This window comes from Psychrobacillus sp. NPDC093180, from assembly GCF_044754065.1.
GTDB lineage: Bacteria > Bacillota > Bacilli > Bacillales_A > Planococcaceae > Psychrobacillus.
Genome location: NZ_JBIVOJ010000020.1, coordinates 1 through 12,396 on the forward strand (window position 1 = coordinate 1; position 12,396 = coordinate 12,396).

Consider the following 12,396-nt stretch of genomic DNA (forward strand, 5'->3'; position numbering starts at 1 on the left):
ATACCCGCACTACCAGTCAGCTATACACTTCCGCCACTACGGCATGTTAGGGACTTTCACCCGTTAGAGAAAAGCGCTGCCAAGCGCACAAAAGACGATAAACCAAGATCTGGTCCATCGTCTTTTAATAGAAAAGAGACATCACCAAATAATTGGTAAGGTCTCGCAAACAACAATCGTTGCCAACAAAGCCGAGGAAATAAATCCTGTATTGACGACTTTGCTGTATAGCTACTCCCCTTAACGGAAGATAAATTATTAATTTTGTAGGCTAATTATAAGCTCTGGATGCCTTCGAGTCAATTTTTTGAATTGACCATTCGACTACTTATTGCGTATAATGTATATGAGCATATGTTCATATACATTATGATGGAAAAGAGGATTTATAATGGAACAACAAGAGCATGCATTTTTATCTCCAAATACGGTTGAGGATGCTTCCCGTATTTTCAAGGCACTAGCCGATCCAACTCGTATAAAAATATTATATTTGCTATCTCAAGAAGAATGTTCAGTAAGTCATATTACGGAAGTGTTGAATATGACACAATCCGCTGTTTCCCACCAACTCAGCTTACTTAGAAATTTACGACTCGTTAAATACAGACGGGACGGAAACACTTTTTACTACACGTACGACGACGAACATGTGATTACTATTTTAAATCAAGTCATTTCACATATTGAATGTAAATAAGGAGGAAATTTTTATGGGTCACCACCATCATCATCATGGTCACGACCACCACGGCCACTCACATCACCATTTTGAGGAGTCTCGGGAAGGAAATAAAAAAGGGTTGCTAATTGCCTTACTTATTACGACCGGAATTATGTTTTTAGAGTTCTTTGGAGGCTTATTTACAAATAGCTTAGCTCTGTTATCTGATTCCGGACACATGTTAAGTGATGCAAGCGCTTTGCTTTTAAGCCTAATAGCCATCTGGTTTGCTTCAAGGGCTCCTTCTCCTCAGAAAACATTTGGGGGTTATCGCTTTGAAATATTAGCTGCACTATTTAATGGTATTACGTTATTTATTATTGCCGGATTTATCGTTTGGGAAGCATTTGGTCGATTGGTCGAACCTCAAGCAGTTGCAAGCGGCACGATGATGCTGATTGCTGCGGTCGGTTTGTTCGCAAATTTATTGAGCGCCTGGGCATTAATGCGTAAGGGCGATGTAAAAAATAATGTAAATTTACGTGGTGCTTATTTGCATGTACTTGGAGATGCTTTAGGATCTATCGGTGCAATTATAGCAGGAATCTTCATGCTATTATTTGATTGGTTTATAGCCGATCCTATTATTTCCGTTCTCGTTGCTTTATTAATATTGCGAAGTGCTTGGGGAATTATTAAGCATTCTGTTCATATCTTGATGGAAGGAACACCAATCTCGATCGATCAAACCGAAGTAAAGGCTGAATTAGAAAAAATCGAAGGCGTTAATCATGTCCATGACCTCCATATATGGACGATAACTTCTGGTTTAGATTCATTAAGCTGCCATATTGTCATTGAAGAGGAAAGGAATAGCCAACATATTCTCCAACAAGCGATTGATATATTAAAAGAGAAATTCCACATTGAGCATGCAACAATTCAAATAGAGACTGATCAGATCAAACACAGTGAATTGAAATGCAGGTTGGAATAACGTCATATACAATTCAACGCAAATTAGCCCCTTCCGCTAAACGGAAGGGGCTGCTTGAATTGGAGTGGTTGAATTCTAAAATTCTACTAATTGTGGTTCTTCCCCTTTAGTATTCATCACTCGGATTTGTGTAGGGGTAATTTTTAAAATGATGAGATTTGGATCTTCTGGTCCCTTAAACCAACCTTCTAATGCCTTATTCCATACCTTTTTCTTCATACTCTCATCATCATGTTCTTCAACTGTTCCTTCAATTTCTAAGAAAGCATCGCCTAATCCTTTGCCATCGTATCCTAAAAGAATATGAGTGTTTGGATTCTTTTGAAGCTCCTCTACTTTATGCGTCTTTTTACTTGTCGCTGTGTAAAGAATGAAATCATCGTTAAAAAAGGTCATATAACGGGAATGCGGTTTGTTTTGTTCAATCGTTGCCATCGTACCAATTAAACTATCCTTTAAGATTTGTTGTGCCAGCTCTTTCGCATCTTTTGCCATGAATTAATCTCTCCTTTATAATGACTTTCCCTTTTATTATTCCTTTTCTGATGTAAATTAATCCTTCAGTAACATAAAGGGAAAAATCCTGTCTCTAATCGGTGTGACCTGTGGGAATGATAATGGAATACCACATATATTGAGGATAACTGCGGGGTGTAGGGAAACTGCGATGTAAGAAATTTTATTAGGTGACCACTAGGATTTTGGCACGGCGGCGCTTCGCTTTCCGCGTGCTCGCGACAAGTCGCTTCGTCGCGAGCGTCTGCAGGATTTTGTTTTTCTCGCTTTCCCGCAGAGTCTCGCGCCGATGGACTAAATCCCTCAAATTATGTAGTTGCAGAATAAGTATCTCCAGAAAATGGATAAGGGCAACCAAAAAGCAGTGAAAGCAACCAGTCCTATCCTGAGAGTAACCAAACGACTGTTGAGAGCAACTAGAGGCAGTCTGAAAGCAACCAAATTACCTCTGAGAGCAACCAATTATTCATAGAACAAGTTTACTTGGAGTGAGACGCCGATAATAATGGCGCATTATTGAGGATTGCTTTACAAAAAGCATCGACTTTGTCGGCTTTGTCGCGTTCAGCCGGTATTTTGTCGTGTTCAGGGGCTAATTTATCGCAGTCACAGTGGATATTGTCGCAGTCCACCATTTATTGGATTTACCCAGTTGAGAAGCTGTTTAATAGTTGGTTTTTTGCAAGTCGATACCTGAATAAACAAGCAGTTATTATTGATTTTTACTGCAGGCGTCGACTCCTGCCGGATGAGGGAGCAAAATGAGACATTCCAACGACGCCCAAAGCGGAGGGAATGGCTCATCGCTCACCCGGCGGAAAGCGTGCGACTGCAGTGAAAATCTAGCGGACAACTTCATCAACTCACTACTTCGCAGTTTCCCTATAATACGCATGAGGTTCTAATAACCTAATGCGTTCGTTTCAACGACTAAATAATCTTATTCTATATATCTTTTAATTTCCTAAAGCATGAATAAAAACGAATCACCACATTTTCAAAAATTGTGTCGCTCGATTTCTCCCCTTTTCTAATAGCTTTGACTTCATCTCTCTATCTAAATCAAACTGTGTAGCGCTATATTCATCAACCGGGATAAAAATAACATTCTTCTCCAGCTTGCGAGAGATATATCTTTCATCATGTGCATTTTTCATCGTGGAAAAAAGTGCTTCGAATAACTGCAAACCATTCTTAATCTTATGTGGTTGCATCTCCTCTGAGCTACTACTTAGCTTCAAGCCAACGATTGGACGCTCTTTGTTTCCATTATCAAAAATCCACATTGGGAAATTACTTAATACTCCTCCATCTACAACAATTGTGTCTCCAGATCCTACTCTCATTTTAACTGGCTCAAAGAAAAACGGAATTCCACAACTCATACGTAAAGCTCTAGCAACAGGAAAGCTATCTGGAGATACACCATACTTCTCCAAATCATCGGGGAGTACCATCATTTTCCCATTCGTTAAATCTGATGCTACAAGTTTCAAAGATCCTGGCGGTAAATCAGAAAAGGAATAAACTCCTTTCGCTGCTAATTTCTCCAGAAACCAATTTTCTAAAGCCTTCCCTTGGTATAAACCTAACCCCCAATATAAATTCAACCACTTCATAAATGGGATAGGAATAACAGTTTTACGTGGATCTAGTAGAGATACAAAGTCTTGCTCTACCATTATTTCTTCAATTTCCTTTCCCGTGTATCCCGCAGCTATAAAACACGCCAAAATTGCTCCGGCACTTGTTCCAGCAACCCTTTTAAATTCATATCCCTTTTCTTCTAATATTTGAAAAGCTCCTACTAACGCTATACCTTTCATTCCCCCACCCGAAAATACCCCGTCTATTAACATACATGACCTACTCCCTTTTCATGTCGTTATAACAATGTAAGAGAAAAGGAGAGGAATTAGAACAATATCCGACATTTATTTACCTATTATTCTAATATGTCAGAATTTTATGTTGCTATAACGAATATTTCTCGTTATAATTAAACGAAATACAAAATACGTACCATTGTACACTATGCGTACATAAATGTAAGGGGTTACAGTAATTATCATTTCTAAGAACAAAGGGGATATAATATGACATTAGAAATTAATCAACAATTGCTTCCACCACAAACCTTTGGGGAAAAGCTAAAAAGTATAGGTCCAGGGATCGTTGTAGCAGCAACTGGGGCAGGAACAGCAGATTTAGTCACTTCGCTCGTAATTGGGACACAATTTGGAATGACATTCGTTTGGGCAATTATCGTTGGATCAGTTCTAAAGTATTTTCTAAATGAAGGGGTTGGAAGATTATACTTAGCGACCGGGGAAACGATGTTACAAGGTTGGCATCAACTCGGCAAATGGGCTACTGGTTATTTCGGAGTCTATTCAATAATTTGGGGATTTGTATACGGAGCTGCTGCCGCCTCCACATCAGGTATGGCGATGCATGCAATGTTCCCAATCATGCCAGTTTGGGCATGGGCTATCATTCATGGGGTTGTTGGATTTATATTAGTTTGGTTTGGCCGTTATTTATTATTCGAAAAAGTAATGACTGTATTAATAGGTGTTATGTTTGTAACAATTATCGGTACTGCCGCTCTATTTTTGCCAAGTTTCGGTGAATTTTCATACGGTTTAGTACCGCGCGTACCTCAAGGTTCCTTCTTCCTTATGCTTGGATTAGTAGGTGGTGTTGGAGGGACAATTACAATGGCATCCTATGGTTATTGGTTAAAAGAAAAAGGATGGAGTGGCAAACAGTGGATTTCTGGAATGCGGACAGATTCAAAAATTGCGTATTTGCTGACTGGACTATTCACTTTTGCCGGATTAATTATTGGTGCGCAATTTTTAGCTGGTTCTGGAGTTAGTATTCGAGATGACGAAGGATTAATAAAGCTAGCGCATATGCTAGGGGCAGAGTTTGGTACTCCGATGAAATGGATGTTCTTAGTTGCTTTCTGGTCTGCTGCCTATTCGTCACTAATCGGTGTTTGGAATGGTGTTCCTTATCTTTTTGCTGACTTTGTTAAAACAGTTCGTAAAAAGAAAAAAGCTGTTAACAGTGAAGTATCTACTAAAGATCCTGCCTATCGCTTTTTCTTATGCTGGTTGACATTCCCACCGATGATTTTATTTTATTTTGGTAAACCTGTTGAACTTATTATTCTTTACGGAGCGTTAGGTTCCTTATTTATGCCATTTTTAGCAGCGTCCTTGCTCATCCTATTAAATTCGAAGAAAGTGGCAAAAGAATTTAGAAACAAATGGGTACCTAATACTGTACTTACTAGCTGTCTCATTATGTTTGGATTCCTTGGTATTAGAGAACTCATAAAACTTTTCAATTAACTAATTAAGAACAAAAAAGGTGAGGGCATGTTGCTCTCACCGTTTGTTTATTAAATATTTAATCTAGAAGGACTATTTTTATTGGTAGGTTTGGCTTTGTTTTCGTTATCATTGGCTGTCTTTGCTTCTTTGTTTTGTCCTCTTACATCTAAATCATCTGGGCTTATATCATAACCAAATCCATATTCTTCACGATCTAGAGATTTTCTCGGGTTTTTACCTTTTGTCATGTATCTTCACCTCCATGACAAATAATTTGTGCATTTGGACAGCTTTTATTCATGTGTAATTAAGAGTTAAAGTTAAGATTTTCTTAGTTTTTCATCCAGTAATTGAAATACTCGCTTCAATTTTTCTTTTGGTAAAATTGCATACTGATTACCAACATTCACTTCAAAACCACATGACTTTTGCGTTATTTCTTTTAAATAGCCTGTTAATCCAATACTTGTTTCTTTATATAATTCTGCTAATATAGGTTCTACCTCTTCTTTAGATGCTTGAAAATGGACATGAAACATATTGGAAACAGGTACTAGTGGAATAGTCGAAACAGAATCACATGTATTGAAAAAGAGAGCAAGCTCTTTAGCGTCATGATAAAACTGATTCATCCTCTGTTCATTTTCATCGAAATAATAATTAGCACTGACGATATATGGGTATAAGCTGATCAGATCCCCCCATGTCGTCTTTTCCATATTTTCGATTTATCCGTAAACGCTTTGTCACCAGCGAGAATAGCTCCGGCAACTCCTCCAATTCCTTTATAAAAGGACACATACACACTATCAAAAAGACTACATACTTCAGCAGCTGTTTTTTCATAATAAGGTAGTATTTCAAAAAGTCTTGCTCCATCCAAATGTAGTCTAATTCCTTGATCACGACAATATGTAGAAATTTTTTCTATTGTTGCATAATCGGGCAATTGGCCACCAATCTCCCGTTGAGGTAATTCAAGTAATATACAAGCAACCTCTTCATCCATATTCGCTATATCTTCTAACTCTATTAATCTATCTTTATTCGCTAACAAAATAGACTGGATATGATGCAATTCTTTTAGCCCATCTTCCTCATGTATTTCTAAATGGCAAAGCGGATGATATGCAACCTTTTTCAAACCTTTATCATCACACCATATCCGCAATGCGATTTGTTGGGCCATTGTTCCACTTGGAAAAAATACTGCTTTTTCTTTTCCAAGATATTCTGCCATCTTTTTCTGAAATTCTTCGATAATACGACCATTACCATAAATATCACTTTCCTGCTTGCTATCTATGTTTTGCAAGGCACTCTTCAAGACTTGTATATCTCTCTTTCCATGTCCTGATACTTGATATTTAGTCTCCTTAAATGCTTCGAACAGTAATTTTACTTCACTCATTTTGTTATCTCCAGTCAATTTTTCGAATAATTGCAATACATTCAATTTACAATAATTCTGGAACTCATACAAATGAAAAGTGTACGGCGTTTATCTATTTTTCCGTTTTAAAGCAGCCTGTATGTAGGCATGGAATACACGTTTCGAAGCCTCGTCACCATCCACTGCAAATTCTTCAGGATGCCATTGGAAACCGAAAACAAAATGATGTTTCGTGCTTTCTACACACTCGATAATGCCATCTGTTGCTCTTGCAACTACATTTAAGTTTTCCCCTACTACATTTACAGCTTGATGGTGGAATGAATTCACTTTAAACTCATCTTCTTGTAACAATTCATACAAATGACTTTCTTTGTTTACTTTTACCGAATGCGACCTATGCGTACGAATTGCTTTTTGAGCATGCTGCATTACTGGTTCTTCGCGCTGAGAGTGAATAGATTGATAAAGCGTTCCTCCTGAAGCTACATTTAACATATGTAGTCCCCGACAAACACCTATATATGGTTTATCCAATTCGAGCATTTTTTGTACAAGTTTGAACTCCATCTGATCTAACATCGGCGTGATTCTACCAAGATGTATATGTGGTTCAGCATTGTAATAGGATGGATCGATATCTTCCCCTCCTGTAACAAAAAGACCGTCGATTTGTGTTGCTAGTTCTTCTATATCTTCTTCTGGTATAAGTGGTATCAATACCGGTATTCCTCCAGCTTGTATAATTGCTTGTCCATAGACAGGTGGCATAAAATAATTGCCATCCTCTTTCACTTCTGCCGTTATTCCAATGATCGGTTTCATTCTTATTCTCCATTCTCCTATTATGTATACGGTAATAAATATACCCAATTTTTCTCTAACAGAAACGAAACTTACAATTCCGACAAACTACTTTGGAAGTTTGTTTTTTTTCTAACGAGGGAATAATAAAATTAACCAATTAAAAGGAGGAGTTACATGACTACAGATAAATACACAAAAATCGATCAAGAGGTTTCTGGACAAACTCAAAGCAAGCAACCTGGGGCAGAGACAGAAATGACTCCACAACCAATTTATGATGATGAAAATTATAAAGGCTCCGAGAAACTTTCCGGTAAAGTAGCGCTTATTACAGGGGGCGACAGTGGAATTGGAAGAGCTGTAGCCGTAGCTTTCGCTAAAGAAGGGGCTAATGTTGCTATTGTATATTTAGATGAAAATGAACAAGAAGACGCGGAAGAAACAATTCAAGCAATAGAAAAATACGGAGTTAAAGCACTTAAAATTAAAACAGATTTAAGTGACGAGGAGAATTGTCAAAACGCGGTTGACGAAGTGGTTCAACAGTTTGGACAACTAAATATATTAGTAAACAATGCCGGAAAACAATTTCCTACAGACGACTTTTTAAAAATTACACCAGATCAATTACAAGAAACGTTTTCCACAAATATCTACTCCATGTTTTATCTAACACAGGCAGCATTGCCTCATATGTCGAAGGGAGATACGATAGTAAATACTTCTTCCATCACAGCATATAATGGTTCACCAGAGCTTATCGACTATTCTGCAACAAAAGGGGCGATTACTGCATTTACCCGCTCCCTTGCATTACACTTAATCGAAAAAGGGATCCGCGTAAATGCCGTGGCACCTGGTCCTATTTGGACTCCGCTTATTCCTGCCACCTTTGATGCGAAGAAAGTAGAACAACATGGGGCTAATACACCAGTAGGTAGACGTGGTCAACCTGCTGAGCTTGCACCTGCTTATGTCCTTTTAGCTTCTGCAGATTCCAGTTATATGTCGGGACAAACAATCCATGTCGATGGTGGGGACTTTGTCAGCTCTTAAAATTAATAGATAAAAGAAGCTTTTTGCACTGGCAGAAAGCTTCTTTTTTCTATTTTCTAGTATTTACTCAACGATTTTTTTGAAAGCAAGTACTGCGTTATGTCCACCGAAACCAAAACCATTTGAAAGCGCATAGTTTATTTCTGTTTCAACAGCTTTGTTTGGTACATAATTCAAATCACATTCTTCGTCCGGAGTTTCATAATTAATAGTAGCTGGTGCAATATTCTCTAACATACTATTAAGTGTAATAATTGCCTCGATGCCACCCGCTGCGCCAAATAAATGACCCGTCATCGATTTTGTGGAGCTGACTTTTAAATTATAAGCATGATCTCCAAATACGGCTTTAATAGCATTCGTTTCAGATTTATCCCCTTCCGGAGTACTTGTTCCATGTGCATTAATATAATCTATTTCAGTAGGATCAATTTGCGCCATATCTATAGCTAGCTTCATCGCTCTTGCCGCTCCATCAAAATCAGGTGATGTAATATGGAATGCATCTGTAGTTGAACCATATCCCACTAGTTCACCTAGAATGGTTGCACCTCGTTTTTTCGCATGCTCATACTCTTCCAACACTAAAATACCTGATCCTTCCGACATAACAAACCCATCACGATTCTTATCAAAGGGACGACTAGCTTTTTCCGGTGCATCATTTAATGTGGACATCGCTCTCATTCTGGAAAACGCTGAAAAAGATAATGGATTTATAGATGCCTCTGCTCCTCCTGCTATAATTGCGTCCGAATAACCATGTAAGATATTTAAATAGGCTTCCCCTATTGCATGATTTGCCGTAGCACAAGCAGAAACTGGTGAAAAACTTGGTCCTTTAAATCCGTATTTAATGGCAATAATCCCTGTTGCCATATTACTGATCATCATCGGTACCATAAATGGCGATACTCTTCTTGGCCCTTTTTCAAGCAATACTTTATGATTTTCTAGTGTTGTGTTTATTCCTCCAATTCCCGAGCCAATATAAACACCAATGCGTTCTTTATTTACCGTCTCCAAATCGAGCTGCGATTGATCTAATGCTTGTTTTGTTGCCGCATAGGCGTATTGTGTATACAAATCATATTTTGCTAAATCCTTCTTATCTAGGTATTCCTCCGCTGGAAAATCATTTATAATTCCAGCTATTTGTGTATTAATGTCTTTAAAATCATCCGATTCAATTTTTTTGATACCAGATTTTCCTTCTTTAATGTTTTTCCATAATGTAGGCACATCATTTCCTAGTGGAGATACGACTCCATAACCAGTTACAACCACTCGACGCTTCATATACATCCTCCTATCTTTTTCCCTTATTTTTATGTTAACTTACTAATAGCTAAATGCCAATTTAAAAACATATGATCCATTACAATATTTGCAATGAATCATATGTTTAATCAAGAAAATAGTTTATATGGATCAAAAATCAAAGTTGTCTGGATCTGGTCCCACGCGGTGATTTTGATTTAAGCTTTCAATAAGCTGCATGTCTTCCGCTGATAGTTCAAATTCAAACACATCTGCGTTTTCTACTATTCGATGTGCTTTCGTAGATTTAGGTATTGTAATAACTCCGTTTTGTAAATCCCAACGTAGAATAACTTGTGCAATCGTTTTTCCGTATTTATTTGCAATTTCCTGAAGCTCTCCATTATCGAGCAATTGCCCTTGCATAAGTGGAGACCAAGCTTCCAGCTGGATATGGTTCTCCTTACAAAATGCTTTGAGCTCATTTTGGGTTAATCGCGGATGATATTCCACTTGGTTCACCATCGGCTTAATTTCTGCGTCTTCCATTAAATCCTTCAGATGATGAATTTGGAAGTTACTTACTCCGATTGCTTTTACTCGACCTTCTTTATAAAGTGTTTCTAATGCTCGCCAAGCTTCTTTGTATTTACCTTCTACAGGCCAATGTATGAGAAACAAATCCAAATAATCTAAGCCAAGTTTAGACAAACTTTCTTCGTAAGCTGCAATTGTCTTTTCATATCCTAACTCTGAATTCCAAACTTTGGATGTGATAAAAAGCTCTTTTCTTGTAATTCCCGTTTCTTCCATTGCTTCTCGAATACCTTGTCCAACTCCAGTTTCATTGCCATAAATAGCAGCCGTATCGATACTTCGGTATCCATGCTTAATAGCAGTTTTCACCGCATCCACTAGTTCTTGCCCTTCTTCTACTTTAAATACTCCCAGACCAAACCAAGGCATTTCCACACCATTATTTAGCACTGCTGTAGATTGTAAATTTTTCATCTTTTATCGTTCCTCCATTTTCATCAGCTGTTTTTTATCTTTTCTTTCGAGCATTCGACTAACACCTGTTAGTATTGCGGCAATTACAACCATTAATGCACCTACCCATGTAGTATGGATAAGTCCAATAGATTCTGCAACAACTCCCCCTAAGTATGAGCCAAGTGCGATTCCCGCATTAAATGCTGCAATATTCATAGCAGAAGCAACATCTACTGCACCGGGAACAAAACGCTCTGCTAATATGACAACATATACTTGAAGGCCTGGCACATTCATAAATGCAAACAATCCCATAAAGAAAATCGTTATCAAGCCCGGCACTTTCAATGGTACTGTAAATAACAGTATAAATAATACAATTGCTTGTACAATAAACATATAAAATAGCGAACCGATTGGGTTTTTATTCGAAAGCTTCCCACCAATCATATTGCCGATTGCAATCGCAACTCCGTAAACAAGCAAAATAATGGCAATCGTTGCTTGCTTGAATCCAGTTATCGTCTGAAGCAATGGGGATAAATAGGTGAAGACGACAAATGTCCCTCCGTAACCAAGCGCTGTAATACTCAAGATTAATACGATTCGACTGTTTGTCACAAGCTTTACTTGATCCCTCAATGTTGTCGGATTGCTTTTTCTTAGGTCAGATGGAACGAGTATACTATTCGCAATAAACCCTATTATTCCAATGACAACAATTGTCACAAAGGCAAAGCGCCAGCCAAACTGTTGACCAATAAACGTACCAAATGGGACACCTGTAATTGTAGCAACGGTTAGCCCTGTAAACATAATGGAAATTGCACTTGCTCTCCGATTTTCTGGAACTAAGTCAGCGGCAATAGTAGATCCAATTGACATAAACACCCCATGTGAAAATGCGGAAATTACACGTGCAAATAGTAAAATCGTTACACTGGTGGCACTTGCAGCAATAGCATTTCCTATAATAAAGACGATCATAATCCATAACAGTAATGTTTTACGTGGCATTCTGGATGTAAGAGAGGTTAAGATTGGTGCTCCAAACATTACCCCTAATGCATATAGCGAAACAGTAAGTCCTGCTGTTGACATGGATATATCTAAATCATGAGAAATTAACGGTAAAAGTCCCACGCTAACAAATTCAGTCGTTCCAATTGCAAATGCACTTACAGCCAGTGCAAGTAGCGCAAACATACTTCGCTTTTTATCTAAAATCATTTTCCCTTTCCTTTCTGTATGCTATCGTATTTCATACGCAAAGTACAAAATACTGAGTAAAATTACCGGCAAATGCTATTATGATTCAAAGGGTTGCTAAAGAAAAGTACGCACTTTTAAGTGATATAAGCACCAA

General features: G+C 38.0%; 11 protein-coding genes and 1 pseudogene. 4 read left to right on the forward strand and 8 right to left on the reverse strand.

Annotated features, from left to right (window positions below; all coding sequences use genetic code 11):
• The first annotated feature begins 391 nt into the window (after positions 1–391).
• Together ACIP9W_RS21085 and ACIP9W_RS21090 are read left to right on the forward strand one after the other, a co-directional pair.
• The gene (locus ACIP9W_RS21085) at positions 392–700 is read left to right on the forward strand and encodes an ArsR/SmtB family transcription factor (protein ID WP_400793122.1); all 309 of its coding nucleotides are present in this window, start codon (positions 392–394) and stop codon (positions 698–700) included.
• Positions 701–713: 13 nt separating this feature from the next.
• A complete protein-coding gene (locus tag ACIP9W_RS21090) occupies positions 714–1,661 on the forward strand; it encodes a cation diffusion facilitator family transporter (protein WP_400793123.1) in 948 nt (315 codons plus the stop codon).
• A gap of 75 nt (positions 1,662–1,736) precedes the next feature.
• Here the strand turns inward: ACIP9W_RS21090 and ACIP9W_RS21095 are convergent, their stop codons facing one another.
• Positions 1,737–2,156: a pyridoxamine 5'-phosphate oxidase family protein gene (locus ACIP9W_RS21095; protein ID WP_400793125.1), complete on the reverse strand. Its 420-nt coding sequence runs from the start codon at positions 2,154–2,156 to the stop codon at positions 1,737–1,739.
• 1,007 nt (positions 2,157–3,163) lie between these two features.
• Positions 3,164–4,036, reverse strand: coding sequence for a patatin-like phospholipase family protein (locus ACIP9W_RS21100; protein ID WP_400793126.1), 873 nt, complete (start codon positions 4,034–4,036; stop codon positions 3,164–3,166).
• Between the two features lie 237 nt (positions 4,037–4,273).
• Here ACIP9W_RS21100 and ACIP9W_RS21105 point away from each other — a divergent pair, with 237 nt between their 5' ends.
• Positions 4,274–5,539, forward strand: coding sequence for an Nramp family divalent metal transporter (locus ACIP9W_RS21105; protein WP_400793127.1), 1,266 nt, complete (start codon positions 4,274–4,276; stop codon positions 5,537–5,539).
• Positions 5,540–5,589: 50 nt separating this feature from the next.
• Here the strand turns inward: ACIP9W_RS21105 and ACIP9W_RS21110 are convergent, their stop codons facing one another.
• The 3 genes and pseudogenes from ACIP9W_RS21110 to ACIP9W_RS21120 form a co-directional block, all read right to left on the reverse strand.
• Positions 5,590–5,769, reverse strand: a complete 180-nt coding sequence (locus tag ACIP9W_RS21110) for a hypothetical protein (RefSeq protein WP_282242113.1) — start codon at positions 5,767–5,769, stop codon at positions 5,590–5,592.
• 72 nt (positions 5,770–5,841) lie between these two features.
• A pseudogene (locus ACIP9W_RS21115) lies at positions 5,842–6,932 on the reverse strand (threonine aldolase family protein).
• A 90-nt stretch (positions 6,933–7,022) separates the two neighbouring features.
• On the reverse strand, positions 7,023–7,739 hold the full coding sequence (locus ACIP9W_RS21120; RefSeq protein WP_400793129.1) for a gamma-glutamyl-gamma-aminobutyrate hydrolase family protein: 717 nt from the start codon (positions 7,737–7,739) through the stop codon (positions 7,023–7,025).
• 156 nt (positions 7,740–7,895) lie between these two features.
• Here ACIP9W_RS21120 and ACIP9W_RS21125 point away from each other — a divergent pair, with 156 nt between their 5' ends.
• The gene (locus tag ACIP9W_RS21125) at positions 7,896–8,777 is read left to right on the forward strand and encodes an SDR family oxidoreductase (protein WP_400793130.1); all 882 of its coding nucleotides are present in this window, start codon (positions 7,896–7,898) and stop codon (positions 8,775–8,777) included.
• 63 nt (positions 8,778–8,840) lie between these two features.
• Here the strand turns inward: ACIP9W_RS21125 and fabF are convergent, their stop codons facing one another.
• The 3 genes from fabF to ACIP9W_RS21140 all read right to left on the reverse strand — a co-directional run bounded on the left by fabF (position 8,841) and on the right by ACIP9W_RS21140 (position 12,260).
• Positions 8,841–10,076 (reverse strand): beta-ketoacyl-ACP synthase II, encoded by a 1,236-nt coding sequence (gene fabF / locus ACIP9W_RS21130; protein WP_400793131.1) that lies wholly within the window; start codon positions 10,074–10,076, stop codon positions 8,841–8,843.
• Between the two features lie 132 nt (positions 10,077–10,208).
• Positions 10,209–11,048 (reverse strand): aldo/keto reductase, encoded by an 840-nt coding sequence (locus tag ACIP9W_RS21135; protein ID WP_400793132.1) that lies wholly within the window; start codon positions 11,046–11,048, stop codon positions 10,209–10,211.
• Positions 11,049–11,051: 3 nt separating this feature from the next.
• Positions 11,052–12,260 carry an MFS transporter gene (locus tag ACIP9W_RS21140; RefSeq protein WP_400793134.1) on the reverse strand — a complete coding sequence of 403 codons (1,209 nt, stop codon included), beginning with the start codon at positions 12,258–12,260 and terminating at the stop codon, positions 11,052–11,054.
• Between the last annotated feature and the right edge of the window lie 136 nt (positions 12,261–12,396).